The sequence below is a fragment of the Streptomyces sp. NPDC019224 genome, assembly GCF_040632605.1.
In the GTDB taxonomy this organism is placed as follows: Bacteria; Actinomycetota; Actinomycetes; order Streptomycetales; family Streptomycetaceae; genus Streptomyces.
The window spans coordinates 1-26,885 of sequence record NZ_JBEYCF010000004.1; the positions used below are offsets into that span (position 1 = coordinate 1).

The 26,885-nt window shown below is 73.5% G+C and carries 16 protein-coding genes, 1 tRNA gene and 1 riboswitch; of the genes, 8 read left to right on the forward strand and 9 right to left on the reverse strand.

Features of this window, described 5'->3' with window-relative positions; all coding sequences use genetic code 11:
- Positions 1-447: 447 nt before the first annotated feature.
- On the reverse strand, positions 448-1,002 hold the full coding sequence (locus tag ABZ564_RS03760; RefSeq protein ID WP_360848918.1) for a MarR family transcriptional regulator: 555 nt from the start codon (positions 1,000-1,002) through the stop codon (positions 448-450).
- Between the two features lie 157 nt (positions 1,003-1,159).
- Here ABZ564_RS03760 and ABZ564_RS03765 point away from each other — a divergent pair, with 157 nt between their 5' ends.
- On the forward strand, positions 1,160-2,455 hold the full coding sequence (locus ABZ564_RS03765) for an MFS transporter (protein ID WP_360849353.1): 1,296 nt from the start codon (positions 1,160-1,162) through the stop codon (positions 2,453-2,455).
- A 9-nt stretch (positions 2,456-2,464) separates the two neighbouring features.
- Here ABZ564_RS03765 and ABZ564_RS03770 read toward each other — a convergent pair whose 3' ends face one another.
- Complete coding sequence (locus ABZ564_RS03770; protein WP_360848921.1) at positions 2,465-4,099, reverse strand: SpoIIE family protein phosphatase; 1,635 nt, start codon at positions 4,097-4,099, stop codon at positions 2,465-2,467.
- Positions 4,100-4,277: 178 nt separating this feature from the next.
- Positions 4,278-5,675, reverse strand: coding sequence for an NAD(P)/FAD-dependent oxidoreductase (locus tag ABZ564_RS03775; RefSeq protein WP_360848924.1), 1,398 nt, complete (start codon positions 5,673-5,675; stop codon positions 4,278-4,280).
- Positions 5,676-6,012: 337 nt separating this feature from the next.
- On the opposite strand from ABZ564_RS03775, the gene ABZ564_RS03780 reads away from it, so the two are divergent.
- Both ABZ564_RS03780 and ABZ564_RS03785 read left to right on the forward strand, forming a co-directional pair.
- Complete coding sequence (locus ABZ564_RS03780; RefSeq protein WP_360848927.1) at positions 6,013-6,897, forward strand: helix-turn-helix domain-containing protein; 885 nt, start codon at positions 6,013-6,015, stop codon at positions 6,895-6,897.
- 219 nt (positions 6,898-7,116) lie between these two features.
- Positions 7,117-9,192: a sigma-70 family RNA polymerase sigma factor gene (locus ABZ564_RS03785; protein WP_360849356.1), complete on the forward strand. Its 2,076-nt coding sequence runs from the start codon at positions 7,117-7,119 to the stop codon at positions 9,190-9,192.
- 51 nt (positions 9,193-9,243) lie between these two features.
- Here the strand turns inward: ABZ564_RS03785 and ABZ564_RS03790 are convergent, their stop codons facing one another.
- Both ABZ564_RS03790 and ABZ564_RS03795 read right to left on the reverse strand, forming a co-directional pair.
- Entirely contained in the window at positions 9,244-12,687 is a 3,444-nt protein-coding gene (locus tag ABZ564_RS03790; protein ID WP_360848930.1) for a BTAD domain-containing putative transcriptional regulator, read from the reverse strand.
- A 198-nt stretch (positions 12,688-12,885) separates the two neighbouring features.
- The gene (locus tag ABZ564_RS03795; RefSeq protein ID WP_360848933.1) at positions 12,886-14,997 is read right to left on the reverse strand and encodes an asparagine synthase-related protein; all 2,112 of its coding nucleotides are present in this window, start codon (positions 14,995-14,997) and stop codon (positions 12,886-12,888) included.
- A 1,236-nt stretch (positions 14,998-16,233) separates the two neighbouring features.
- Between ABZ564_RS03795 and ABZ564_RS03800 the strand changes: the two genes are divergently transcribed.
- From ABZ564_RS03800 to ABZ564_RS03815, 4 genes are all read left to right on the forward strand, one after another.
- The gene (locus ABZ564_RS03800) at positions 16,234-17,817 is read left to right on the forward strand and encodes a sporulation protein (RefSeq protein WP_360848936.1); all 1,584 of its coding nucleotides are present in this window, start codon (positions 16,234-16,236) and stop codon (positions 17,815-17,817) included.
- Between the two features lie 92 nt (positions 17,818-17,909).
- Positions 17,910-19,160 carry an L-2-hydroxyglutarate oxidase gene (lhgO, locus tag ABZ564_RS03805; RefSeq protein WP_360848939.1) on the forward strand — a complete coding sequence of 417 codons (1,251 nt, stop codon included), beginning with the start codon at positions 17,910-17,912 and terminating at the stop codon, positions 19,158-19,160.
- Positions 19,161-19,354: 194 nt separating this feature from the next.
- Positions 19,355-20,197: a tRNA (guanosine(46)-N7)-methyltransferase TrmB gene (trmB, locus tag ABZ564_RS03810; protein WP_360849359.1), complete on the forward strand. Its 843-nt coding sequence runs from the start codon at positions 19,355-19,357 to the stop codon at positions 20,195-20,197.
- 94 nt (positions 20,198-20,291) lie between these two features.
- Positions 20,292-21,959 (forward strand): PrsW family glutamic-type intramembrane protease, encoded by a 1,668-nt coding sequence (locus ABZ564_RS03815; protein WP_360848942.1) that lies wholly within the window; start codon positions 20,292-20,294, stop codon positions 21,957-21,959.
- Positions 21,960-22,047: 88 nt separating this feature from the next.
- Here ABZ564_RS03815 and ABZ564_RS03820 read toward each other — a convergent pair whose 3' ends face one another.
- From ABZ564_RS03820 to ABZ564_RS03835, 4 genes are all read right to left on the reverse strand, one after another.
- Positions 22,048-22,992 carry an aldo/keto reductase gene (locus tag ABZ564_RS03820; RefSeq protein WP_360848945.1) on the reverse strand — a complete coding sequence of 315 codons (945 nt, stop codon included), beginning with the start codon at positions 22,990-22,992 and terminating at the stop codon, positions 22,048-22,050.
- A 162-nt stretch (positions 22,993-23,154) separates the two neighbouring features.
- A complete protein-coding gene (locus tag ABZ564_RS03825; RefSeq protein ID WP_360848948.1) occupies positions 23,155-24,318 on the reverse strand; it encodes a M23 family metallopeptidase in 1,164 nt (387 codons plus the stop codon).
- Positions 24,319-24,329: 11 nt separating this feature from the next.
- Positions 24,330-24,483, reverse strand: a riboswitch (cyclic di-AMP (ydaO/yuaA leader).
- Positions 24,484-24,694: 211 nt separating this feature from the next.
- Entirely contained in the window at positions 24,695-25,858 is a 1,164-nt protein-coding gene (locus tag ABZ564_RS03830) for a PP2C family protein-serine/threonine phosphatase (RefSeq protein ID WP_360848951.1), read from the reverse strand.
- A gap of 178 nt (positions 25,859-26,036) precedes the next feature.
- A tRNA-Met gene (locus tag ABZ564_RS03835) sits at positions 26,037-26,110 on the reverse strand.
- 168 nt (positions 26,111-26,278) lie between these two features.
- Between ABZ564_RS03835 and ABZ564_RS03840 the strand changes: the two genes are divergently transcribed.
- Positions 26,279-26,680, forward strand: a complete 402-nt coding sequence (locus tag ABZ564_RS03840; RefSeq protein WP_360848954.1) for an SHOCT domain-containing protein — start codon at positions 26,279-26,281, stop codon at positions 26,678-26,680.
- Positions 26,681-26,885 lie beyond the last annotated feature (205 nt).

Consider the following 26,885-nt stretch of genomic DNA (forward strand, 5'->3'; position numbering starts at 1 on the left):
CACCCTCGCGGGCTTTCCTCCGGGCGCTTCCCTCCGGTCTTGCGTTTCCGACTCTATCAGACTCTTCCGTGTCCGATTCCCGGCCGAAGCGGGTCAAGCAATTTCCGCTTTCCAGTTCTCCGCTTCCGCGTTTCCCTTTCCGGCGACTCCGACTCTATCAGATCCTTTCGGGCCCGATTCCCAGTCAGCGGGATTTGCCTTCCCGGCCGTTGGGCCGTTCCGACGTCCAAAACTCTAGCGGATTTTCCCGGCGGCTCATAATCGGGCCTTCGAAATAAATTTCGGCATGCCGAAATTTCCCCGAACGGGAGATCGTGCTGAGTTTGGTTTGCCGCATCTGCGGCGGGACGGTCACCGCAGAACCGTTCAGGCTCTGTGGCAACCCGGAGAACCTTACGGATCGGGGAGGGGCGTGTCAACCCTCTTCTGCGACCCGCCCGACACGCCTCAGGCCAGGTCGGCGAGGCGGCCGCCGGCGTCCGGCTGGGCGTGCTCCACCCGGCGCAGCAGCCGGGTCAGCATCTCGCCGAGCACCCCGCGCTCCTCGTTCCCGAGGTCCTGGAGCAGGTCCGCCTCGAAGTCGGTGGCCATCCGCATCGCCTCCAGCCACTTCGTACGCCCCTCGTCCGTCAGCTCGACGATGACGCGGACGCGGTTGTTCTCGTCGCGGTCGCGGGTCACCAGGCCCTCGCCGGCCATGCGGTCGATGCGGTGCGTCATCGCCGCCGGGGTGAGCCCGAGCCGCTTGGCGAGTTCGCCGGGGCCGAGGCGGTACGGCTCGCCGCCCAGAACGAGGGTCTTGAGGACCTCCCATTCCGCGTTGCTGATGCCGAGCGCGGCGAGCTGTCTTCCGTACGCCACGTTCATCCGGCGGTTCAGCCGGCCGAGGGCGGAGACGACCTGTTCGACCTGGGGGTCCAGGTCGCGGTACTCGCGCTGGTAGGCGGCGATCTGCTCGTCGAGGCTCGGCTCATCGAGTCCGGGCTCGGTGGTGTCAGACATGGCGCGCAGTATGGCACGCCTCCCATAGCCGTTGAAGTCCTTCGCATCGTAGTGTTCAACGTTTAACTTTAATGTTAAAGTCTTCGGGTTCGAGTCGTCCGGCTGGGACGACATCAGAGGTTCCAAGAGCTTGAGGTAGGTGAGTGTGACCAGGGAAATGGGCGCAGCACTGCGGCGGATCCAGCTGGGGAGCGCGCTGAGTGCGTTCGGGCTCGGGTTCACCGTTCCGTACCTGTACGTCTACGTGGCGCAGGTGCGAGATCTGGGCGCCGGTACGGCGGGGATCGTGCTGGCGGTCTTCGCCATGGCGGCGCTCGCCGTCCTGCCGTTCACCGGCCGGGCGATCGACCGTCGCGGGCCGCTGCCCGTGCTGGTCGCCGCCTCGGCCGTCGCTTCCCTGGGCGCCATCGCGCTCGGCCTGGCCTCACAGGTCACCGCCGCCGTCCTGGCAGCGGCCGTACTCGGCGCCGGCACCGCCGTCATGCAGCCGGCGCTCGCCACCATGCTCGTCCGGTGCACCGGCGCCGCCACCCGCACCCGGGTCTTCGCCATGCAGTTCTTCCTGCAGAACCTGGGCCTCGGCATCGGCGGGCTGGTCGGCGGGCAGATCGTCGACACCAGCAGCCCGGCGTCGTTCACGCTGCTGTTCCTGATCGAAGCGGTGATGTTCCTGGTGCTCGGTGCCATCGCGGCGACCGTGCGGATGCCGCGTACCCCCGTAACCGCGTCGGGGGCGACGGCCGGGGCTCCGGCCGCACGCGGCGGGCTGCGGGCGCTGCTCTCGCACCGGGCGATGGTGCAGCTGTGTGTGCTGGGCTTCGTCCTGTTCTTCGCCTGCTACGGACAGTTCGAGTCCGGGCTCGCGGCCTACGGCACCGAGGCCGCCGGCATCGACCCCTCCACGCTCGGCGTCGCGCTGGCCGCCAACACCGCCGTCATCGTCGTCGCCCAGTTCGTGGTGCTGCGCCTCGTGGAGCGCCGGCGGCGCACCCGGGTCATCGCCGCCGTCGGCCTGATCTGGGCCTTCGCCTGGATCGTGGCGGGCTACGCGGGTCTCGGGCACGGCAGCCAGACCATGGCGACGGCCGCGATGATCTCGACGTACGCGCTGTTCGGGCTCGGCGAGTCGATGTTGTCACCGACCGTCGCACCGCTGGTCGCGGACCTGGCGCCGGAGTCGATGGTGGGCCAGTACAACTCGGCGTTCGCGCTGTGCAAGCAGCTCGCGCTGGCGGTCGGCCCCGCCGTGGGCGGTCCTATGGGGGCCTCGCTGCACGGTCCGTACATCGTGACGTTCGTGCTGTTCTCGCTGGGCATCACCGCGCTCGCGCTGCGGCTGGGACGGCGGCTCACCCCCGTACAGGACCAGCCCTCGCTCGCGCACGTGCCCTCGCGGGTGGTGACCGTTTCGGTGCCGGAGGGCGCGCCGGAGCCCGTGACCGCCGCGAGCTGACCGCGGACGCTACCGCGGCAGGACGAACTCGCACCACACCGCCTTGCCTCCGCCCGGCGTGCGGCGGCTGCCCCATGACGTGGCGATCGAGGCGACGATGGTGATCCCCCGGCCCGCCTCGTCCGCCGGGTCGGCACGGCGGCGTCGCGGCAGGTGGTCGTCCCCGTCCGTCACCTCGATGATCAGGCGGCGGTCGGTGCGGCGCAGGCCCAGCCGCATGGGCGGGGTGCCGTGCTGGAGGGAGTTGGCGACCAGTTCCCCGGCGGCGAGCACCCCGAGATCGCACAGCTCCACCGGGAAACGCCACGAGGTGAGCACGCCCGTCGCGAAGGCGCGGGCGCGGGGAGCCGCTTCGATGCCGCCGAGCAGGTCGAGCGAGGCGTTGTGGAACAGCTCCGCGGCGGCGCCCGTGCGGGCGGGGTGCTGCACGACCAGGACCGCCACGTCGTCGTCGTGCTCGGCGGTGACGTTGAGGGAGCGCATCAGCCGGTCGCAGACCACGTGGGGTGCGCCCTTCGCACCGGCCAGCGCCCGCTCCAGCGCGGCAACGCCCTCGTCGATGTCCTCGCTGCGGCGCTCGACGAGGCCGTCCGTGTAGAGGACGGCGGTGGAACCGGGCGGCAGCGGGATCGTGCCCGAGGTGTGGAGCCAGCCGCCGGTTCCCAGGGGCGGGCCGATCGGGTCCCCCGCGCGGCGGACCGTGCCGTCCTCGTCGCGCACCAGGATCGGCAGGTGGCCTGCGGAGGCGTAGACGAGCAGGCCCTCGTTGGGATCGTGCACGGCGTAGGCGCAGGTGGCGATCTGGCTGGCGTCGATCTCCGCGGCGAGCCCGTCGAGCAGCTGGAGGACCTCGTGCGGCGGGAGGTCGAGGCGGGCGTAGGCGCGTACGGCGGTGCGCAGCTGGCCCATCACGGCGGCGGCGCGCACCCCGCGGCCCATCACGTCCCCGATGACCAGCGCGGTGCGGCCCGCCCCAAGGGTGATCACGTCGTACCAGTCGCCGCCGACCGCGGCGTCCGTGCCGCCCGGCTGGTAGGTGGCGGCGATCCGCAGGTCGTCGGGCTGCTCAAGGTCCTGCGGGAGCAGCGAGCGCTGGAGCGTGACGGCGGTTTCGCGATGGCGGCCCTCGCTGGTGCGCAGCCGTTCGGCGGCCTCGGCGTGGTCGGTGACGTCGGCCGCGTACACGAGGACTCCGTTGTCGCGGTCCTTCTCCTTGCCGGGACGCACAGGAGTGCAGGTGACGGTGTACGAGCGGCCGTCGGCGGCCTTGCGGGACTTGACCGTGCGCGGAGTGCCGCTGCGCAGGACCTGGTCCATGAGGGGGAGCAGGCCGATCCCGGTCAGCTCGGGCATCGCGTCGGCGGCGGGCGCTCCGCAGGGGCGGGGGCCGAAGGCGGCGGTGTACGCGTCGTTGACGTAGGCGATGCGGTGGTCGGGGCCGTGTACCAGGGCGACGAGAGCGGGCAGCCGGCCCAGGATGTCGCGGGCGGAGAGGTCCTCCAGGTCGGGCGCCGAGGGCAGGGGGACGCCGGCCGGTTCGGGCCTGCTGTACTCGGCGCGGGCCGCCGGTACGGAGTTGTGGTCCTCCCGGACGGCGCGACGCTGCGTACCGGGGAGGCGGGCGCTCCAACGCGTGAAGTTCACAGAATTTCTGGCCTCGTGTGTCGGTCTGGTCCGCTCGGGCGGGAGCTTCCTCTGCCAGGGCGTCGGGGGCGTTCGCCGCCCTGGGGCGGTCTTCGCTGGTCGCTGTCGGTCGGTGCCGGCCGGGTCACTCTGTGCAGATGTGGGCCCACCCATGGTCACACGTCCAGTGTGTCGGACCCTACTGACAGCCGTCCCCGCCCGGCTGCGGGTGCCGGCCCGCGGCGAGTTCGAACTCGGCCCTGGGATGCTCCAGGGAGCCCAGGGAGACGATCTCGCGTTTGAAGAGGCCGGCGAGCGTCCATTCGGCAAGAACGCGTGCCTTCCGGTTGAAGGTGGGGACCCGGCTGAGGTGGTACACGCGGTGTATGAGCCAGGCCGGACGGCCCTTCAGCCTGCGCCCGTGGATGTGCGCGACGCCCTTGTGGAGTCCGAGCGAGGCGACGGAGCCCGCGTAGCTGTGGCGGTATTCGGTGAGCGGCCCACCGTCGAGCGCGGCGACGACGTTGTCCGCGAGGACCTTGGCCTGGCGGACGGCGTGCTGGGCGTTGGGTGCGGTGGTGCGGCCGGGTTTGCCGGCGGTGAGGTCGGGTACGGCGGCGGCGTCGCCCGCGGCCCAGGCGTGCTCGGTCCCCTCGACGGTGAGCCGGGGGGTGCAGACGAGCCTGCCGCGTTCGTCGAGGGGGAGGCCGGTGGCGGCGAGGAGCGGGGCGGGTTTGACCCCGGCCGTCCACACGAGGGTGCGGGTGGGGAAGCGGGAGCCGTCGCTGAGGACGGCGATCCGGTCCTCGCAGGAGTCCAGCCGGGTGTCGAGGCGCACGTCGATGTTGCGGCCGCGCAGTTCCCGTACGGCGTAGCGGCCCAGGGATTCGCCGACCTCGGGCAGGATGCGGCCGGTGGCCTCGACGAGGATCCACTTCAGGTCCTCGGCCTTGATGTTGTGGTAGTACCGCGAGGTGTAGCGGGCCATGTCCTCCAGTTCCGCGAGTGCCTCCACGCCCGCGTAGCCGCCGCCGACGAAGACGAAGGTCAGGGCGGCGTCACGGACGGCGGGGTCGCGGGTGGCGGAGGCGATGTCCATCTGTTCGATGACGTGGTTGCGCAGCCCGATGGCCTCCTCGATCGTCTTGAAACCCACACCGTGGTCGGCGAGGCCGGGGACGGGGAGGGTGCGCGAGACGGAGCCGGGGGCGAGGACGAGTTCGTCGTACTCGATCTCCAGAGCGCCGGTGCCGTCCTCACCACTGGCGAGGGTGGTGACGGCGGCGGTGCGCTTGGTGTGGTCGATGCTGCGCGCTTCGCCGATGACGATGGTGCAGTGCGGCAGGACACGGCGCAGCGGTACGACGACGTGGCGCGGTGAGATCGAGCCGGCGGCGGCTTCCGGGAGGAACGGCTGATACGTCATATAGGGCTCGGGTGCGATCACGACGATCTCGGCCTCGCCGCTTCTCAGCCGCTGCTTCAGCTTCCGCTGGAGACGCAGCGCTGTGTACATCCCGACATAGCCTCCGCCCACGACGAGAATGCGCGTCGCCGGCGGAGGGCCGGGGGGTGCGCCCCCGGAAGCTGAAGCCATCACCACCCCATGACGCAACGTGCACCGGAGTTTGTCCACAGGCCCGGCAAATTGTGTGACCGGAGGGCGAGGCCGGAACGCTGGTTCCGGAGGGGCCGTTGGCGCAGAAGTCCCGCAGGTCAGGCATTGCGGTACGGGGCGGGGCTCGGGACCAAGTGGTGATCAACCGGTCCTTGCTCCGATCGGGGGGCGCTCCGGGCGGAACTGCCCCCTTCTGAATTGACCCCGGCTCAACTATGTTCGTATGTCGTCGGGGTGGCGCACGGTGATGATCGGCCCACCTCGACTGACACGGCGGGAGTCTCCGGGGGGAGACGTCATAAACGGGGGAACAGTTATGGACATTCAGGAATCGCATTGGCCGGCCACTGCTGTCACGCCTGAAGAAGGCGGACGTAACGGAGCGGTTGGCACCCTCAACGGGGTGGGAGGCACCGCGACGGCCGCGCCTCCGACGGCGGTGAGCACGTTGGGCAACGGACTCGGCGTCCAGGCCGGTGCGGTGTCGGCGCATGTGCGGCCGGCTCCGCTGCGGGTGGACGCGCAGCGCAATCTGGAGCATGTGCTGCGCGCGGCGCGCGAGGTGTTCGGGGAGCTGGGGTACGGCGCTCCGATGGAGGACGTGGCCCGTCGGGCCAGGGTCGGTGTCGGCACGGTCTACCGGCGCTTTCCCAGCAAGGACGTGCTGGTGCGCCGGATAGCCGAGGAGGAGACCTCCCGGCTGACCGACCAGGCGCGGGCCGCGCTGGGGCAGGAGGACGAGCCGTGGTCGGCGCTCTCGCGCTTCCTGCGGACCTCGGTGGCCTCGGGGGCGGGGCGGCTCCTGCCCCCGCAGATACTGCGGGTCCGTGTGGAGGCCGAGGAGTCGGCCGTGTCCGGTTCCCCGGCCGGGGAACCGGCGGGGGACGGCCGGGACGAGCCGCGGGTGCCCCAGCAACGGCAGGAGGCGGGCGCGGCCGCGCGCCGGGCGGCAGGGCAGCGGCCCGCGCCGGAGCCCGGTGAGGACCTGGGCGCCGGTGCGGCCGAACTGCTGGAGGTCGTGGGGCGGCTGGTCGACCGGGCGCGGGCTTCGGGCGAGCTGCGCCGCGACGTGACGGTGGCGGACGTCCTGCTGGTCATCGCGACGGCGGCCCCTTCGCTGCCGGACGCGGCGCAGCAGGCGGCGGCCTCCTCCCGGCTGCTGGACATCCTGCTGGAGGGATTGCGCTCACGGCCCGAGTGACGGGTGGCGGGTGGGGCATGGGACCCGAGGCCTGCTTCTCGCCCCCTGTCACGTCAACGCGGCCATTTGTCCCTTCCCCGAATGAGTGCCCGCCGGGGCTCACATTCGGGGAAGACACCCCGGATGAGTGGTTGACGGGATCGAGGCCCCGCCGCATCGGCGCTCTGTGGCACGCTTGCCCGGTATTCGGGTCCGATGGCGCATACGGGGGCGTCCGCGATGAGCGGTGACGGGCAGAGGGAAGAGTCGTACGACGGTGTGTCCACCGCGGGCGACGGTACGGAGCCGGTCGGCTCGCCCGCACACCAGGTGCCGAGCCAGGCCGTCCCCGGCCGCCAGGGCGTCGACAAGGACGCCGGCGGAACGGTCCTGCCGGGGCCGTGGCCGCCCGCGCCGGCCGAGGACGGCGGTACGGCGGGGACTTCCGGGACCCCCGGCGCAAAACCGGCCGAGCCGGTTCCCGCCGTGCCGATGCAGCGGGCGGGGCGGAGTTCGGGTGCCGTGGACGTCGCCGCGGCCGGGCCGTCGGACGCGCAGTTGATCCAGCGGATGCGGGAGGGCGACGACCTCGCGTACGACGAGCTGTTCCGGCGCCACTCGCAGGCCGTGCGCCGCTACGCCCGCACCTGCTGCCGGGACGCTCACACTGCTGACGACCTGACGGCCGAGGTCTTCGCCCGGACACTGCAGGCGGTACGGGGCGGCAAGGGGCCCTCGGAGGCGGTGCGCGCCTATCTGATGACGGCGGTCCGGCATGTGGCCGCCGCCTGGACGAAGAGCGCGAAGCGCGAGCAACTGGTGGACGACTTCGCCGCGTTCGCCGCGCAGGCCGCCCGGTCGTCGGAGGTGTCGGACGCGGACACCCTCGACCTCGGCGCGGATGTGCTGGCGATGCACGAGGCCGAGCGGTCGATGGCCATGCAGGCCTTCCGCAGCCTCCCGGAGCGCTGGCAGGCGGTCCTGTGGCACACCACCGTCGAGGAGGAGTCGCCCAGCGAGATCGCCCCGCTCTTCGGGCTGACGGCGAACGCCACATCGGTGCTGGCCAGCCGGGCCCGCGAAGGGCTCAAGCAGGCCTATCTGCAGGCCCATGTGAGCCAGGCGCTCACCTCGGGCGGCGACTGCGCGCGATACGCCGACCGGCTCGGCGCGTATGCCCGGGGCGGGTTGCGGATGCGGGCGGAGCGCGGACTGCGGGGGCATCTGGACGAGTGCGCGAAGTGCCGGGTGGCGGCGGGCGAGCTCGCCCATGTCAACGCCGGTATCCCCGCGCTGCTTCCGGTCGCGGTCATCGGCTGGTTCGCCGCCGGTTACACCCTCAAGGCCGCCGGGATCGTGGCGGGAGGCGCGGCGGGAGCCGCCGGGGCGGGTGCCGCGGCGGCGGCGACCGGAGGGGGCTCCTCCGCGGGATCGGCCGGTGGTGCGGCGGCCTCCGAGGGGCTCGGCGCACCGGCCAAGGCCGGAATCGCGGCGGCGGTCGCCGTCGCCGCGGCGGCCGGGCTCGTCTGGGCCCTGGTGGGCGACGAGAGCCCCCGGCCCGAGGCGAAGGCGGCCCCCAGGCCCCCGGCCGCGGCGCCCGCGGCGCCCTCTCCGACGCCGTCGAAGCCCACGCCTCCGAAGCCCGAACCGACGCCGACGCAGCCCGCGCCACCGGCCCCCGGTCCGCCGAAGCCCACTCCGCCCCCTACGCCCACTCCGACCCCCACGGCGACACCCACCCCCATGCCGACACCGACGCCGACACCCACACCGACGCCGATGCCGACGCAGCCCGCACCACCGGCCCCCGGTCCGCCGAAGCCGACCCCGACCCCGACCCCGCCCCCGAGTCCGACTCCGCCGCCTCCCGCACAGACGCCGGAGGTCTACCAGGTCAGCGAGCTGGACTACACCCTCTTCGGCGACCACACCGCTCCCGAGGTGGTGCTCGGTGAGAGCAGCTGGGTCTGGCAGCGTTCCGGGATGTCGATCGGCGGTTCGCGGTACGCGCACGGGGTGACGGTCAACAGCCGTTCCTCGGTGGTCATCCGGTTGAACCGCCAGTGCACCCGGTACGAGGCGATGGCCGGAGTCGACGACCTCACTCTGGGACTCGGGGCGGTGCGGTTCTCGGTGTTCGGCGGGGACGGGGCACGACTGTGGCAGTCCCCGGTGGTGCGGGGCGACCGCCCCGCCGTGCCGGTCGGGGTGAACGTGGAGGGCCAGCAGCGGATTCGGCTGGTCGTGGAGCCGGAGCGGCCGTTCGGCGGGGTCGCCCTCGCGGACTGGGCCGAGTCACGCATCAGCTGCCGTTGAGGAGCCGGGGCCGGAGAAGGGCCGGCGCGGGCCCGCTCCCGGACCGCCACGTCACGGCAGGTCCGCGACGACGCCCTCCAGCAGACCGATGACGTCGGCGAGGCTCAGCGCACGGCCGGCGGCGCGCTCCTCCTCGTAGCGCGGGGCGCCCAACTCCTCGCGGCACAGGTGCTCTGCCACGTCGATCTCGGCCTGCTCGTCCTCGGTCCTCGGGCTCGACGTCCGTCGCCATTCGTCGGCGGCGGCAAGGATCCGGACGGCGGCCGCATGGTGGCCCAGCCTCGACAGGACCGTCACCGCCCCGTCCGCCAGATGCCCGGTCACGATCTCGGAGCACTGCGCCTCCTGCGCCGCGACGAGGGACGCGGTCAGCCCGCGTGCCCCGGCGGAGAGACCGCCGTCGGGCCCCGCCTCGTGCACGGCGATCCGGGCCGACAGGCCGCTCATCGCCACGGTGAAGTGCGACGGCGGTCCGCCGCGCCCGGCCTCCTCCAGAGCGGCCGTGAGCAGCCGCCGGGCGTCCGCGATGGCGCCCCGGTAGAACGCCATCGTGGCGCGCAGGTAGTGCACGTACGCGGTGGCGTCGTGCGCCTGATGGCGTTCGGCCTCGGCCTCCGACCTGTCCAGCCGCTGGTGGGCGTCCGCCAGGTCGCCGGTGCGGTAGGACAGTTCGGCGAGCCGGGCCAGGAGGAACGGGGCCTCGGCGTGGGCACCGACCTCGCGGGCGAGCAGCAGCGCCTCCTCGTAGGCCGCGCGGGCCTCGGCGTAGCGTCCGCGCATCATGCCCGCCTCGGCGGCCGCGCTCGCCACCTGGGCGCGTATCCAGCGGTCGCCGACGCGGCGGCTCAGGGCGCGCAGCTCGTCCAGGTCCTCGTCGATCCCGGGCATGCCGCCCGGCATGTCGACCACCATGTGCGCGCGGAACATCAGGATGACGCCGTACTCCCACAGGCCGCCGTGCTTGCGGGCGTTGTCGACCGCCGCGTCGATCTTCTCCCGGGCGTCCTCCGACGTACCGGTGAGATACGAGGTCAACGGCCAGAGCAGTCCGGGGAACCGGACGCTGTGGATGAGGGATGCGGCGAACGCGTCGGCCACGCGGACCACGAGCTCGTGGAGTGCGGCGTCGTCCTGCACCATCGCGGTCCGGCCGCTCTCCGCCGCGAAGAAGAACCACATCATGTGCAGGTCCATCCGGGGCCAGTAGCGAGGGTCCGACTCGTCGGTGGGCTCGGAGCCGATCGAACGAGCTCTCTGGGCCCAGGACAGGCCCTCGGGACGGTAGTTGCGCAGCCACCAGAACCAGCCCATGCCCAGCACCAGGCGGGCCGCCTCCGCTTCGGAAGGGGCGGAGGGGGAGGTGGTGCGCTGGAGGGCGGCTCGGATGTTGTCGAGCTCGGTCTCCAGGCGCTGGATCCACGGCAGCTGGTCGCCGGAGCGCAGACGCGGATCGGCCTCCTCGACCAGGGCGAGGAAGTACGCGGTGTGCGCGCTCTCGGCGGCGGCCCGCGCCTCCGGAGCCTCGGCGCACCGCTCGGTGGCGTACTCGTGAATCGTCTCCAGGAGGCGGTAGCGCATCGCGCCGTCCGCCGCCGGCGCTGCCACCACCAGGGACTTGTCGACCAGCGCGCCGAGCAGGTCGGCGGTGTCGGCGGCGGGCCCGCCGGGGACGGCCGGTGTCCTGATGACGGCCTCGGCGGCGGCCAGGTCCCAGCCGCCCACGAAGACCGAGACCTGAAGCAGGGCGGTGCGTTCGTCCTCGTCGAGGAGGTCCCAGGACCAGTCGACGACCGCCCGCAGCGTCTGCTGGCGAGGCAGTACGGTCCGGCTGCCGCCCGTCAGCAGGCGGAACCTGTCGTCGAGCCGGTCCGCGATCTGACGCGGGCCGAGCAGCCGCAGCCGGGCGGCGGCCAGTTCGATGGCGAGCGGCAGCCCGTCCAGCCGGCGGCAGATCTCCGCGACGGCGTCCGCAACGTGCGCGGGCTCGTGGTCGGGGTCGAATCCCGGGCGTACGGCCCTGGCACGTTCGGTGAACAGCCGGTGAGCGGGATCGGCCGGAAGCGGGCCGACCGGTCGCACGGACTCGCCGGGAACGGCCAGCGGTTCCCGGCTGGTGGCGAGGATCCGCAGATGCGGGCAGCGGGTCAGCAGGGTCTCGGCCAGCGCGGCGGCGGCGCCGATGACGTGCTCGCAGTTGTCGAGGATGAGGAAGACGGGTGCGGAACGGGAGCCGTGGCCCAGGCGGTCGACGAGCAGATCGACCGGGTCCGTGCGCGGGGGCGCTCCATCGAGGGTGGTGTCCCGCAGCAGCGCCGTCTCGCGCAGACCGAGGGCGGAGAGCACGGCTCCGGGGACGGCGTCGGGGTCCTCGACGGGCGCGAGTTCGGCGATCCAGACATCCGGACCGACGCCGGGGGCGGGAGCCAGGTGCGCGGCGGACTCCTCGGCGAGGCGGGTCTTCCCGGAGCCGCCGGGGCCGGTGAGGGTGACCAGCCTCGACCGGGTCAGGTCGTCGCGGATGGCGCGCAGTTCGGGCTCGCGCCCCACGAAGGACGTCAGCCGGGGGCGCAGATTGCTCCGGCCGGGTTTCACGTGAAACAGCCCGGTTTCGGCGGGCACGGGCGCCGGGGCGAGGAGTTCGCGGTGCAGGGCCGCCAGTTCGGGGCCGGGGTCGGTGCCGAGCCCGTCCGCAAGGGCCCGGCGCGCGTCCTCGTATGCGGCAAGCGCGTCGGCCTGCCGGCCGTCGGCGCGCAGGGCCCGTATGAGCTGGACCCGGAAGCGCTCGTCGTACGGATGGGCGGCGGTCAGCTCCGTCAGCTCGGCGACGAGGGATGCGGCGGGCGGGGCGGGGACCCGGGCGTCGGGGGGCTCGGCGGCGACGGCGGGGACCCTCGTGGCTCCCGCGGGAGCGGGAACCCCGGCGGCCGTGGTGACGGTGGCGTGTCCCGCGCGGGTGGCGGTGGGCCCCGCGCCGAGGACGGCGCCCCCCGCCACCCGGCGCAGGTCCGCCTCGATGCGGCGTTCCAGGGCGGCCAGGCGGTGGGCTTCGGGGCGGAGGGCGTGGCCGTGGGCACGGTCGGGCAGGTCGGCCAGGGCCGGACCCCGCCACAGTGCCAGGGCGGTCCGCAGCGTGCGGGCGGCCTCCTCCGGGGCACCGGCCTCCAGTTCCGCCCCGCCCTGGCGGGCCAGCCGCTCGAAGACGTACAGGTCGACGTCGTCCGGGCCGGCCGTCAGGCGGTAACCGCCCGGGGTTCTGACCAGCGCCTCCCGGCCGAGCACCCTGCGCAGCCGTCCGACAAGGGCCTGGAGGGCGGCGGGCGCGTCCGCCGGGGGGTCGTCCGCCCAGACGTCGTCGACGAGATCGGCGACGGGAACGGGGCGTCCCGGCCGCAGGGCGAGGGCGGCGAGAAGGGCACGCAGCCTGCTGCCGCCGAGGGGGAGCGCGCCACGGGGCTCGTCTCGCGCCTCGGTGGTGCCCAGGATCAGATACCGCACGGCACCATTGTGTCCCGCCGGCACCCCCGGTGAGCAGCGGTCGGACAGACCGGGAGGTCTCCGGACGGCCCCACCGCGCCTGCTTGGCCGCGCGCCCGGACAGGGATCCGGCCGACTCGGAACCCACCACACCCCCGCGCCCGCCGGACCCACGCGGTGCGGCCCCGGCCCGGCCGAGCGCCGTCCGTCCCGCCCGGCTCAGCCCTGGAGCGAGCGCCGTGCCGGGACCACGCCCCCGGCCACCGCGCGCTGGCGGGGGGCCGCTGTGCCCGTCCAGCAGGTGCCGCGTCGTGAGACGAGGCGGCGCAACCACAGTTCCGTGGAGGCGAGCTCGGCGAGGCCGTCCAGGGGCAACGGCTCACCCTCGGAGGCGGCACGCAGGGCCTTGCGGACGACGCGGGCCTCCACCAGACCGGCATCGGCGAGCAGCGGGGCGTCGAAGAGGGCGATCAGCTGGGGCAGGGCGGCGCGCAGGCCGGTCCGGGTCACCGCGGTCGAGGTGTGCTGCGAGGGGGCTCCCCAGCCGGGGGGCAGCTCGTGGATGCCCGCACCGGCCAGCACGCGGCGCAGAATCGCCGCGCGGGCGCCCGGCTGGACCCGCAGGGACTCGGGGAGCGCGCGGGCGGCGCGTACGACCTGGTTGTCGAAGAAGGGGGCGTGGAGCCGCTGGCTGCGGATCTCGGCGGCCTGCTCCAGGATGCGGTGGTCGGCGGCGCTGCGGGCGAGGGCGGCCCTGGCCCTGGCTTCGCCGGGGCGCTGGACCGAGGAGGGGCGGATGGCCGCCTCCTGAAGGCGAACCGATACTTCGGCGAGCGCCTCTCCGGTCAGCCACCGGGCGGCGGGCCCCGGTCTCGACCAGGCGAGCGCGGCGAGCGAGGCGTCGGCCGGGGTGTCGAGGCCGGGCGGGAGCCGGTTGGCGTCGGGCAGCCGGCCGGCGGCCGTTTCGAGGCCGGTGCGGTAGGACGTACGGGCCAGCTTGCGGGCCGCCCGGTACACGGTCAGCGGCACGAACAACGAGTGCGCGGAGGGTCCTTCGGCCTTGGCCAGGGCGGTGACCGGGCGCAGCAGGTGGCGGCGGCGCCGGTCCATCAGCAGGTCGGCGAGGCGGGCGGGGTGGGCGTCGAGCACCTGCCGGGCGCCGGCCCCCACGAAGTGGTCGGCGCTGCCCGCGGAGAGCCGGCGTCGGTGGCGTTCGGCGAGGACGAGCGAGGGCGCCGGCTCGTCGGTGAGCGCGCCGGCACCCAGTTCGGCGTAGGGCAGGGCCTCTTCGCCCGCCGCGACGACGACGTGGTGGAGCCGGGGGTTGGCCGCGATGGCGCGGGCGCGTTCGAGTTCGGGCTCGTGGGCGCGGGTCGTCAGGTCGTTGAAGGTGACGGCGAGCAGCCGCTCCCCCGCGCCGGTGCCGTGGCCCAGGATCGTGCCGGGCAGCCCGGGAAGACCGGCGGCGAGCAGGGCGAGGGTCGCCGACGCGCTGCCCCCGGAGAGGTCGGCGCCGATGCCGGGCACGGGGGCGCCCCGGGCGGCGCGGCGTTCGGCCGGGCCCATGCCGGGGACCGGGCCGGGGTCGGGCGGCAGGGTCTCCGGGGCGTGGCGCGGGGCCAGGAGCCGGGCGCGTACCGCTTCGACCAGGGCGTCGCGCACCCCGTCGACGGCGCTCACCGGGTCGAGCTCGGGTGCGGCCACGGCGAGGGAGGCCACGGCCTCGTACCCGGTGATCTCCCGCGAGCCCTCGCGGAGGATCAGGGCGTGTCCGGGCGGGATGCGCTTCACGCCCGCGTAGGGGGTGCCGTCGCGCAGCGCCTCCGGGGTCTCGGGGCAGGCGAGCAGCGCGGCCAGGTGCCCGATGTCCAGCTGGGCCTCGATGAGATCGGCGAGCGGGAGCGCGGCGGTGGCGTACGCCGTGCCGCCCGCCCAGGGCGTGTAGAAGACGGGGCGGGCTCCGGCGAGGTCTCCGACGACGGTGATCCGGCGGCCGATCTGGACGACGGCCGTGTAACTGCCGGTCCAGGCGGTGAGGTGGCGCAGGGCGCCGCCCCGGGCGGCGAGCAGGCCGACGCGCAGCTGTTCGTCGGTGGCGCCGCAGCAACCGAGGACGGCGAGCCTGACCAGGGGGGCGCCCTCGGCGGTGTCCACCCGGACGGTGCGGATCTCGTCGGGCCGCCAGTCGCCGACCGCCCAGAGGGGATCGGGGTCGCCCCACAGGAGTTGGGAGCCCACGGGGTGCATCGTGCGCCCGTCGTCGCTGCCGCCGACCGCCCCGGCCGTGCCGAAGCTCGCGGCGATACTGCTCCAACCCACCAACCAACGCATCGCCGCCTCCACAGGCTGTGGACAAAAACGGCGCGGCAGGCAGGCACCCGGAGAACTCCGGTGACGATCGGCGCCGTTGCGGACATGCTGCCACGACAACGGCGCGCAGGAGTGGCTACGGACGGCGCACGTCGTGAGCGCATGCGCCCCTGGCAAAGGCCGCCGGGCGGACGCCGGGTCCCGCGTCCCGTGTACGGCCCGCGCGCGTCGTCCGGCGGGGCAACGGAGTTGCGCGTTCCGGGCGTTGCGTTCCCCGGTACCCCCCGGCGTGAACGGCCCGGTTCCGGCCACTCCCCGCACCCGGCGGGCGCGGTCGTGCGGAGGTACGCGCATCCCCCGGCCCGACCTCATCCGACCGTCGACATCCGGCCAATCTCAGGATCGGAAGGAACCGTTGGGCCAGTGATCGATCGACCCCTTCGCCCTTGTTCACCCCGATTCGGCCGAGGCTTCCCCGGGCGGCGCGCCCGACCCGCCGCATCCCCGCGGAGCACCCGTCGGCCCCCTTGAACCCACGGTCCGGGAGGCGGGCCTCGCCCCCCGGACCGGTTCCGCCGCCTGCGGGGAATGAGGCGGCGCTATCCCCCAGCCCCCTGCGTCCAGCACAGCGGGCCGATCCACGCAGCACCCATGCAAGCGCCGCCCCCGGGGCCGGGCCAGAGCGCACGTACAGGCGCACGGCCACACACCGGGGGGCACGCACAAAGACCCCGGAAGGGCCTCGCGAAGCGGCCGGAAGGCGGGGGGAACGACCCCGCTCCCGTATGCCCCGCGCGCCGGTACGCGCTGGTCGGCGGGCGAAGGGAAACCGGGTACCGGACCGTCACGACCGAGGCGAAGCCGATCCCGCACCGCCGCGGGCCGCCCGGAGTTCGGCAACCTCCACGCCCCCTCCTCCGCCCCCCGCCGTTCCCCCGCTTCTCCTTCGCCCTTCCTCCGCCGCGCGTGCGCCCCTGCCACCCCGGACGCCCCTCGCGTTCCGTCCCGCCCCACGGCCCTCCCCGTGCGGCCGGGACGGACAACAATCCCGCCATACGGACGTCCGGCCCTTAACGGTAGGGATGCGACGAACTACGCTGGGTGCACTGATGTTCTCGGCAGGGCGGCATATTCCGCGGGGCACGGCCAAATGCGTGTGCGGGCGGAGTGACAGGGTTCGTCCCTGGGGAGAACACGGTACGAATGCCGCGCGCCGTGACGGTGACGCGGCTGCCGTCTGTGTGTCGAGGGGTGGCCATGTCCAGGGAGCAACGCGGACCGAACGAGAAGCTCGGCACCGTTCTCGCCCTCGCGGGAATCAGTAACGCCGGGCTCGCCCGGCGGGTCAACGACCTCGGGGCGCAACGCGGACTGACCCTCCGGTACGACAAGACATCGGTCGCCCGGTGGGTCTCCAAGGGCATGGTGCCGCAGGGCGCCGCCCCCCATCTCATCGCCGCGGCGATCGGCGCCAAGCTCGGCCGGCCCGTCCCGCTGCACGAGATCGGGCTCGCCGACGCCGATCCGGCGCCGGAGGTCGGCCTGGCGTTCCCGCGCAACGTGGACGCGGCGGTGCGGTCGGCGACGGAGCTGTACCGGCTGGATCTGGCCGGGCGGCGGGCAGGCAGCGGCGGGATCTGGCAGTCGCTGGCGGGCTCGTTCTCCGTGAGCGCCTACGCCACGCCCGCGTCCCGCTGGCTGATATCGCCCGCCGACCCGTCGGTGGCGCGTACGCCGGCGACGGTCGGGGGACAGCCGCCCGGCGCACAGGGCGCACCGGGGGCGCACGGTACCGCCGGGGCACCCGGACAGCCGGGCCTTCCCGAAACGTCCGCCCAGGGGAACGGCACCCCGCCGGCCCCCGGCAACAGCCTGCTGATCCCGGCGCAACCCGGCCCCGAGGCCGGGGCCGACGCCTCCTCGCTCCGGGTGGGCCACAGCGACGTCTCCAAGCTGCGCGAGGCCGCCCAGGACGCGCGCCGCTGGGACTCCAAGTACGGCGGCGGGGACTGGCGTTCGTCGATGGTCCCGGAGTGCTTACGCGTCGACGCGGCCCCACTGCTGCTCGGTTCGTACAGCGACGAGGTCGGCCGGGCGCTGTTCGGCGCCGCGGCCGAGCTGACCCGGCTCGCCGGCTGGATGGCCTTCGACACCGGCCAGCAGGAGGCGGCCCAGCGCTACTACATCCAGGCGCTGCGCCTCGCCCGCGCGGCGGCCGACGTGCCGCTCGGCGGTTACGTCCTGGCGTCGATGTCGCTGCAGGCCACCTACCGCGGCTTCGCCGACGAGGGTGTCGACCTCGCGCAGGCCGCCGTCGAGCGCAACCGGGGCCTCGCCACCGCGCGCACGATGAGCTTCTTCCGCCTGGTCGAGGCCCGGGCACACGCGAAGGCGAACGACGCACCGGCCGCGGGGGCCGCGCTCAAGGCGTCCGAGGGCTGGCTGGAGCGTTCCCGCGAGGGCGACGCGGACCCCGCGTGGCTGGGCTTCTACTCGTACGACAGATTCGCGGCCGACGCCGCCGAGTGCCACCTCGACCTGAAGGCACCGCGCCAGGTCCGGCGCTTCACCGAGCAGGCGCTCTCCCGGCCCACCGAGGAGTTCGTCCGCTCGCACGGGCTGCGGCTCGTCGTGTCGGCGGTCGCCGAGCTGGAGTCGGGGAACCTGGACGCGGCCTGCGCGGCGGGCACCCGGGCCGTGGAGGTGGCGGGCCGCATCTCGTCGGCGCGCACCACGGAGTACGTACGCGACCTGCTGCACCGGCTGGAGCCGTACGGGGACGAGCCGCGCGTCGTCGAGCTGCGCGAGCGCGCCCGCCCCCTGCTGGTCGCCCCGGCATAGAACCTCCGCTCCTCGGGAAGCGCCACGCTGGCCGTACGGGTTTGAGTGCGTTGTCAGTGGGTCAGTGCACTATCGGGGTGGGAGGTGGCGTGATGATGACGCACGCGGCGTACGACTGCGATGTGCTGGTGATCGGCGGCGGGATCGTCGGCCTGTCGGCCGCGTACGCGCTCACGCGGACCGCGCCGGGCACCCGCGTGACGGTGCTGGAGAAGGAAGGTGCCCCGGCGCGCCACCAGACGGGCCGCAACAGCGGGGTGATCCACAGCGGGATCTACTACCCACCGGGCTCGCTCAAGGCACGGTACGCGCTGCGCGGCGGCGCGGAGCTGGTCGACTTCTGCCGCGAGCACTCCCTCGCGCACGCGGTGACCGGCAAGCTGATCGTCGCCACCGACCGCGCCGAACTGCCCCGGTTGCACGCCCTGGTGCAGCGCGGCCGTGAGCACGGGCTGCCGGTGCGCGAACTGGGACCCGCGCAGATCGCCGAGTACGAGCCGAAGGTGCGGGGCCTCGCCGCGATCCGGGTCGGCACGACGGGGGTGTGCGACTTCAAGGCGGTCGCCGGACGGCTCGCCGACGAGGTGCGCGGCGCGGGCGGCGTGATCCGGTTCGGCGCCGAGGTCACCGCGATCGACCGCCGGCCCTGGGGCGTGGCCGTCCGCACGGCCGGCGGCCTGGTGGTCCGCGCCAGGGTGCTGGTGAACTGCGCCGGGCTGCACTGCGACCGCGTCGCCCAGCTGGCGGGCGACGACCCGGGGATGCGGATCGTGCCGTTCCGGGGGGAGTACTACGAGCTGGCGCGGCCCGAGCTGGTGCGCGGCCTCGTCTATCCGGTGCCCGATCCCGCGTTCCCCTTCCTCGGTGTCCATCTGACCCGGGGCTTCGACGGCTCCGTCCACGTCGGACCCAACGCGGTGCCCGCGGCGGCCCGCGAGGGCTATGGCTGGCCGGTCGTCCGGCCCCGCGAGCTGCTGTCCACGCTGAGCTGGCCGGGCTCGTGGCGCATCGCCCGCCGGCACTGGCGGTACGGGGCGGGCGAGGTGCGCCGCTCGCTGTCGAAACCCGCGTTCACCGAGGCGGTCCGCCGCCTCCTGCCCGAGGTCACGGAGGAGGACCTGCGCCCCTCGCCGGCCGGGGTCCGCGCCCAGGCCGTGCTGCGGGACGGCACCCTCGTGGACGACTTCCTGATCCGCGAGGCCCCGCACACGGTGCATGTGCTGAACGCCCCGTCGCCCGCCGCCACCGCCTCGCTGCCGATCGGGCGCGAGGTGGCCCGCCGGGCGCTGCTCCGGGCCGGGGCGGCCGGGTGGAGGCCGCCGGCACCGGCGAAGACGGGGTGAGCGGCCGGGCCCGCCGACGGGGCACGGCGGGACGACCTCCGCCTGCCGGACCGGACCCGTCGGGACGACCTGTGCCCCCGCCTGCCGGGGCCCCGCCTGTGCCCGCGCCGGACCCGCCCCGTGCCCTCTGCCCGTCGTCGCCGGACGCCTCCGGGCAGGCGGCCCCGTAGAATCAGGGCATTGTGTCTGAGCCCATGAACCCCTCCCGCCCGGCCCCCGGCGACCCCGCCGGGCCGGACGGCACCGCACCCACCACCGCCGGAATCCCGGACGACCTGCGGGCCGCGTCCCTGGAGCGCGCGCGCCGGATGCGCCAGGAGCCCCGCTTCCCCGGCGGCCCCGCGGCCGACCCGGCCGGCTCGCACCACGAGCGCCGCATCCGTAGCTTCCAGCCGCGCCGCAGCCGGGTCACGCCCGGCCAGCAGGACGCCCTGGAGCGGCTGTGGCCCAAGTGGGGCCTGGACATCGACGGACTGAGCGTCCTCGACCTGCCCGCGATGTTCGACGGGCTCCCGGTGGTGCTGGAGATCGGCTTCGGCATGGGCGAGGCCACCGCGCAGATGGCGGCCGACGACCCGGGGACCGGCATCCTCGCCGTGGACGTGCACACCCCTGGCCAGGGCAACCTGCTCGGGCTCGCCGACCGGAACGGCTCGACCAACGTCCGGGTCGCCAACGGTGACGCGATCATCCTGCTCCGCGAGATGCTGGAGCCGGAGTCGCTGGACGGGCTGCGGGTGTACTTCCCCGACCCGTGGCCCAAGACCCGCCACCACAAGCGCCGGCTGATCCAGCCGGAGTTCCTGGACCTGGTCGCGGGCCCGCTGAAGCCCGGGGCGATCGTGCACTGCGCGACCGACTGGGAGCCGTACGCCGAGCAGATGCTCGACGTACTGACCGCCCACCCCCGGTTCGAGAACACCGTGGCCGACGGCGGTTACGCCCCGCGTCCCGCGTTCCGGCCGCTGACCCGGTTCGAGGGCCAGGGCCTGGGCAAGGGCCACGCGGTGCACGACCTGCTCTTCGCACGCGTCTGACCGGCCGGGGCCGAGGCCCCCAACGCCCCCGCCCCCGTTCCGGCCGTCCCCACGCGCCATGGCCGTTGTCGGTGCCGCTCGTTAGGGTCGAGGGGTGTCCGACGGTTCTGTTCAGCGGCAACGGCAAGGTCAGCCGGTCGTCCCGGTGCTCCAGGAGCAGCGGGTCGGCGAGATCCTGGCTGCCGTGCCGGAGCGGGGCCAGTGGCGCTACCGGCCGCGTCGCGTCGGCCCGCTGTGGCGGAACCGGACGCTCCGAGTGGTCGCGGTCTTCACCCTGCTGGCGCTCTGCGGTGTGGTGATCCTCGCCCTGGTCCGCGACCAGACCGGGACCGAGGGGTTCCTCGTCGGACTGGGCCTGGCCGTGCTGCCGGTCCCCGCGCTGATGACGGCCTTCCGCTGGCTGGGCCGGGTCGCCCCCGGTCCGTGGCGGAACCTCCTGTTCGCCTTCGCCTGGGGCGCGTGCGCGGCGGCCCTGGTCGCGATCCTCGCCAACTCCTTCGCCACCCGGTGGATAGCCGACACCGATCCGGGCAACGCGGACACCCTGGGTGCCACGGTCATAGCGCCGGTCGTCGAGGAGAGCGCCAAGGCGGCGGCCGTCCTGCTGCTCTTCCTCTTCCGCCGGCGGGAGTTCACCGGGATCGTCGACGGCGTGGTGGCCGCCGGTTTCACGGCGACGGGTTTCGCCTTCACCGAGAACATCCTCTATCTGGGCAACGCCTTCGGCGAGGACCAGCAGACGGGCTCCGCCTTCGCGTCGGTGACCGTGATGACGTTCCTCATCCGCGCGGTGATGACGCCGTTCGCCCACCCGCTCTTCACGGTCCTGACCGGCATCGGCATCGGGATGGCCGCGAGCACCGCACCCGGCCGACGGGCGAGGCGGATCGCGGCGCCGCTCCTCGGCCTGTTTCTCGCCATGGGCATGCACGCCCTGTGGAACGGCTCGGCGACCTTCGGCACGTACGGGTTCTACGTCGTCTACGGGGTGTTCATGGTCCCCGTCTTCGGTCTGGTGACCTGGCTGGCCGTCCGGGCCCGCCGGCAGGAACTGCGCTCCCTGGCCGTCGAGCTCCCCGCGTACGCCGAGGCCGGCTGGATCTCCCCCGCCGAACCCTTCGCCCTCGCCTCGATGCGGGCCCGCGCCCTGGCCCGGAACGCGGCACGCCGGCGGTACGCGGCGGCAGGCGGCGCCTTCGGCCATCCGTACCCGGCGCACGCGTCCCCGTACGCACCGGCACCGGCCCACGCGAAACACGCCAAGGAGGCCAAGGAACAAGGCAGGGCCGCGGCGCGTACGGTCGCCGAGTACGAGGCGTTCGCGACGTCCCTCGCCTTCCTGCGCCGACAGGCACACCGGGGCACGGCCGATCCGGACTTCGCAGCCCGCGAGCTGGAGCTGCTGCACCACCTGTGGCAGCGCCGGGAGGTCGCGGGCCCCGCCCTGGCGTACGCGGCCCGGGCCACGCACCGCCGCCCCCGCGGCTTCCCGCCGCCTTGGCCGCACCACGCGTACGGAACCCACCCACCCGGCACCGGCGCCCCCGCCCCGTACCCGTACGGCAGCCCACACCCGTACGGTGCCTCGCCGCCGTACACAGCCCAGCCCTACGGCCAACAGCCCCAGGCGCAGCCGTACGGCCAACAGCCGCAGTCCACGCCGCCGTACGCCCCGCCGTACGTTCCTCAGCCGTACGGCCAACCGCCCTACGCCGGGCCGCCGCACGCCGGGCCGCCGCACGCCGGCAGCCCGCCGGCCTGATCCCCGGCCGGCGGCCTCCCCCGGCCGACTGCCGGCACGAGCCGGACCGAGGGCCCTACGCCGACGGCTCGGTAAGCATCGACGGGCCCTACGCCGACGCCTCGGTAAGCGTCGCCAGCTCCTGGTCCGTCAGCCGGAGGTCGGCGACCGCCAGCAGGGCGGGGAGCTGTTCGACCGTGCGGGCGGAGGCGATCGGCGCGGCGACCGTCGGCCGGGACGCGAGCCAGGCCAGGGCCACCGTAGCGATCTCGGCGTCCCGTTCCCGGGCCACCGTGTCGAGCGCGGCGAGCACCCGCTGCCCGCGCTCGGACTCCAGGTAGCCGGCCGCCTTCCCGGCCCGGGCGCTCTCCACGACGGTGCCCGGACGGTACTTGCCGGTGAGGAAGCCGGAGGCCAGCGCGAAGTACGGGACGGCCGCGAGCCCGGCGTGGGCGGCGGTCTTCTGGAGCTCGCCCTCGTAGGTGTCCCGGGAGACGAGGTTGTAGTGCGGCTGGAGCGCCACATAGCGGGCCAGCCCCTCGCGGTCGGAGAACTCCAGCGAGGCGCGCAGGCGCTCCGGGCTGATGTTGGAGGCGGCGATCTCCCGGACCTTGCCCTCCTTCACCAGCTGGTCGAGGGCCGTGATGATCTCCTCGACGGGGACGGTCTCGTCGTCGAAGTGCGTGTAGTAGAGGTCGATGCGGTCCGTGCCCAGCCGGCGCAGCGACTCCTCGGCGGCCGCCTTGATCGTGGGCGCCGAGAGCCCCTTGTACCCGGGGAGAGCGCCGACCTTGGTGGCCACCACGATGTCGGACCGGTTGCCGCGCGCCGCGAGCCACTTGCCGATGACCGTCTCCGACTCGCCGCCCTCGTTGCCGGGAGCCCAGTGCGAGTAGGAGTCGGCGGTGTCGACGAAGTTGCCGCCCGCTGCCGCGTACGCGTCGAGAACGGCGAAGGACCGGTCCTCGTCCGCGGTCCAGCCGAAGACGTTTCCACCGAGGCAGAGCGGGAAGACCTGGAGGCCGGACGGGCCGAGATTGCGCAGAGAAGTCATGGGTGGCACAACGGTCTCCGGCCACCCACATATTCCATGCCGTATACATCCGACCGAGGGCGGACCGGCAGCCCTGGCGTCGGGGGGTGTGCGTCAGGGCTGCCGGGGTTCGGAGGACCGCGAGGGGGGAACGGGCGGGGTTCGACGAGGGCCGCGGAGACCTCAGACGGTCATGCCGCGGGCGCGCAGCCAGGCCATCGGGTCGATGCCGGTGCCGTCCGGCGTGTGGACCTCCAGGTGGAGGTGCGGGCCGGTCACATTGCCGGTCGCGCCGACGCGGCCGATGGTGTCGCCGGTGGTGACCTTCTGGCCGACGGTGACACCGATCGAGGACTGGTGGCAGAACCACAGCTCGGTCCCGTCCTCCAGCTCCAGCACCGTGCGGTAGCCGTAGGAGCCGGACCAGCCGGCCGACTTGATGGTGCCGGTGTGGACGGCCTTGATCGGGGTACCGGTCGGCGCCGCGAAGTCGAGGCCCGTGTGGTAGCCGGAGGACCACATCGAGCCGGCCTCGCCGAACGTCGAGGTGATCGTGTACGAGGACGTGGGAATGGCGTAGCTGGCGGCGAGCTTGGCCAGGCGCAGGGCCTCGGCCTTCTTCTTCGCCTCCTCCTCCGCCTTCTTCTTCTCGGCGGCGGCCTTGGCCTCCGCCTCGTCCTGCTGCTTCTTCGCCTCGGCGGCGGCCTTCTCCGCCGCGGCCTTCTCCTCGGCGGCCTTGGCCTCGGCGTCGGCGGCGCCCTGCTGCTGCTCGGCCTGCTGGAGGATGCGGGCGCGCAGCGCCTCGCCGGCGTCCGTGGTGCCCTGCTCGGCCTCGGCGGTGGTGATGCCGGCGGTGGTCAGCGGGGCGGCAGCGACGGCGGGGGTTTCGGCCTCGGCCTCGGTCTCGTCGGAGAACAACGCCCCTACGCCGGGAAGGGACTTGGCGTCGGGGAGATTGTCCGCGATGGAATCGGGAAGAGAAATGGAGACCGGCGGTTTGCTCTGCGCGGTGGCCATGCCGCCCGCACCGACGGCCGCGATGACACCGACGCCGAGGACGGTGGAGCTACGGGCCAGACCATTGCGCTGCTTGGCGACACGGTGCTTGCCGCGGACGGGGCGGACGGACTCCTCCGTGGGGTTCCATTCCTCCCAGGCCCGCTCGGAGGCGGCCTCATCGGCGCGGAAGCCGCCGGTGGAACCGGTGTCGTAGCCGTTGCCCCGATCGGTCGCGTAGTCGCTCCCGTATTCCGGGATGTACGCGGTGCCGGGGCCGTTCGCGAAGTCGGCGCCGTACTCGGGCACGAACCGGGAGGGGGATTCGGGGGCAGGCTTGTTGGACGCCACGCGGGCGCACTCCTTTCCTTCCTTCTCGCCTACCGGGTTAGCTGACGGGTTCGGAGCAGGAAGGTCTCCTACGGGTCCCTCCGCCTCTCGTGAAGACAGAGATGCCCGATTCACCCCATATTGATGGTTCCCCGGTTCCCTTGCGGAATTCGGCGCTCGCGCACGGTGCCGCCACTGACGACGGCTGGGACAACCGCGCTGCGTTATCGAACGTTAATAGACAGACGGCTCCGATTCCAAGCCGTTCCCACTGATCGTTCACGTCTTTGGCCTGGACTTTGCGGGACGTAACCGGGCGGAATCGGGCGAGTTGACCGGCCCTCACCCCTTACCCGTTTTCTGACGTTGCGTCAAACGTTATGCGGAGCGACGCCTTTCAGTTACGCAGGGTGGCACCCGGCTTGACGAGCTTCACCGTCCTGCGCCGGTCGGGCCCGCCCTTCGTCGGCCGCGTGACCGCGAGCAGCGCCATGTCGTCCGTCAACTCGCCTCCCGCATGCAGCCGTACGTCCTCGGTCAGCGCGGACAGCAGCTCCTCGGGCCCGGGAAAGAGGCGCCCGCGCAGCCGCTCCGCCGGCTCGTAGAAGACCCCGTCGGCGTCGCGTGCCTCGGACAGGCCGTCCGTGTAGAGCAGGAGCGTCCCGCCGGCCGGCAGCTCCCACTCGTCCGAGCGGTCCGGCCGCGCACCCAGGCCCATGCCCAGCGGCAGCGCCGGCTCCGAGGGCGCCAGGGCCTCCACCGCCCCGCCCCCGTGCAGCAGCAGCGGATCGGGGTGGCCGCGGTTCACGATCCGCACCGACCCACCGCCCGGCGGGATCTCCGCCAGCACGGCGGTGACGAACTCCTCGAACGCGTCGAAGCCGCCACCCCGGGTCGACTCGCGCGCCAGCGCACGCTCCAGTCGCTGCGCCACACCCTCCAGCGACTTCTCCTGCTCGGCCGCCTCCCGGAACGCCCCGATCACCACCGCCACGGCGCCGACCGCCTCCAGCCCCTTCCCCCGTACGTCTCCGAGCACCAGCCGCACGCCGTACGGGGTGTCGGTCGCCGCGAACAGGTCTCCCCCGACGAACTCGTCCGCCTGCGCCGCCTCGTACCGCGCGGCCACCTGCAGTCCGCCGATCCGCTCGGCCGGCGCCGGCAGCACGGCCCGCATGGCGGTCTCGGCGATGATCCGGGCGGATGCCAGCTGATCACTGCCGCGCCGCACGACCCGGTTGATCACACAGGCCTGGAAGGCGACCACGAACACCGTGAGCATCTCGATGAACGGGACCACGCCCAGCAGGTCCCCGGTGGAGAGCCGAATCCCGGCGATGGCCAGCAGCGAGGCGACGCCGGTCCGGACGGTGGCCCCCAGACCGAAGAAGGGAGCGGCGATCAGCGGCGCGGCCGCGAACATCGGGACCGCCGTGAAGGAGGGCGGAGTGAAGAGGTCGAACACCACTCCCACGAAGATCATCACGACCGGAAGCACCCGGACGAACCGCCGGCTCCCCGCGCCGCCGCGCCCTCGCCACCGTCGCTCCCACTTCCCCACCTACGGTCTCCTGCCCGGTGCAGCCACGGCCGCGGACGGTACCCGCACACCTCCCCCACAGCCTCACCGCCGCCCGGCCGGCGAGCTACTCCTCGACCGCCGATGGGGCGAAACGCGATCGGGCACCGCCAACGCATCAGGCCCGGCACGCTGCTGCGTGCCGGGCCTGATGTTTCAGTAGCGGGGACAGGATTTGAACCTGCGACCTCTGGGTTATGAGCCCAGCGAGCTACCGAGCTGCTCCACCCCGCGTCGGTAAACCCAACTCTACGGCATGTTCGCGGCCTTCATGACCACGCGAGGCGATGGCCGCCACACCCCGGACCGCCCTCTCGGCCCACACCGACGGGCAATGGGGTGAATGCGGTGATATGACTGTTTTCAGATTCAGTCATCTCGATGCGGATCCGGGAGTGGACGATGGACGACTATCCCCTGCTCAACCTGTTCTGGACGATGCTCTGGTTCTTCCTCTGGATCATGTGGCTCTTCCTCCTCTTCCGGGTCATCATGGACATCTTCCGCAGCGACGACCTGGGCGGCTGGGCCAAGGCGGGCTGGCTGGTCCTGTCGCTGGTGCTGCCCTATCTGGGCGTGCTGATCTACGTGATCGCCCGCGGCAAGTCCATGGGAAAGCGCGACGTCCAGCAGGCGAAGGAACGCGACGCGGCCTTCAAGGCGTATGTGAGAGAGGCGGCCGCCGCGGACGGCGGCGGCCGGAGCGGCCACGTCGAGGACCTGGCGAAGCTCGCCGACCTGAAGGACAAGGGCGCGATCACCGAGGAGGAGTACCAGCGGGCGAAGTCGAAGCTCCTGGTCTGACACCTCCGGCAGCACGCCGGGAAACTCCTCTCCGACGTCCCGGCAGCACGAAGGGCGGAACGCCGGTACCGGCGCCGCCACGAGCAGCCCCGGGCCCCGGCCGCCGGGAGACCCGCCGCCCCCGGACATGAGAGAGCCCCGGGTCGGCAGGGCTCACGCATGGGGGCCCGAACAGCAGAAAGCCCCAGGTCGCACATGCTCTGAC

Bases quoted from the DNA above. Each gene is read 5' to 3' on its own strand.
- ABZ564_RS03760 (WP_360848918.1), bottom strand. From the start codon at position 1,002: ATGTCTGACACCACCGAGCCCGGACTCGATGAGCCGAGCCTCGACGAG.
- ABZ564_RS03765 (WP_360849353.1), top strand. From the start codon at position 1,160: ATGGGCGCAGCACTGCGGCGGATCCAGCTGGGGAGCGCGCTGAGTGCG.
- ABZ564_RS03775 (WP_360848924.1), bottom strand. From the start codon at position 5,675: ATGGCTTCAGCTTCCGGGGGCGCACCCCCCGGCCCTCCGCCGGCGACG.
- ABZ564_RS03780 (WP_360848927.1), top strand. From the start codon at position 6,013: ATGGACATTCAGGAATCGCATTGGCCGGCCACTGCTGTCACGCCTGAA.
- ABZ564_RS03785 (WP_360849356.1), top strand. From the start codon at position 7,117: ATGAGCGGTGACGGGCAGAGGGAAGAGTCGTACGACGGTGTGTCCACC.
- ABZ564_RS03795 (WP_360848933.1), bottom strand. From the start codon at position 14,997: ATGCGTTGGTTGGTGGGTTGGAGCAGTATCGCCGCGAGCTTCGGCACG.
- ABZ564_RS03800 (WP_360848936.1), top strand. From the start codon at position 16,234: ATGTCCAGGGAGCAACGCGGACCGAACGAGAAGCTCGGCACCGTTCTC.
- lhgO (WP_360848939.1), top strand. From the start codon at position 17,910: ATGATGACGCACGCGGCGTACGACTGCGATGTGCTGGTGATCGGCGGC.
- trmB (WP_360849359.1), top strand. From the start codon at position 19,355: ATGAACCCCTCCCGCCCGGCCCCCGGCGACCCCGCCGGGCCGGACGGC.
- ABZ564_RS03820 (WP_360848945.1), bottom strand. From the start codon at position 22,992: ATGACTTCTCTGCGCAATCTCGGCCCGTCCGGCCTCCAGGTCTTCCCG.
- ABZ564_RS03840 (WP_360848954.1), top strand. From the start codon at position 26,279: ATGGACGACTATCCCCTGCTCAACCTGTTCTGGACGATGCTCTGGTTC.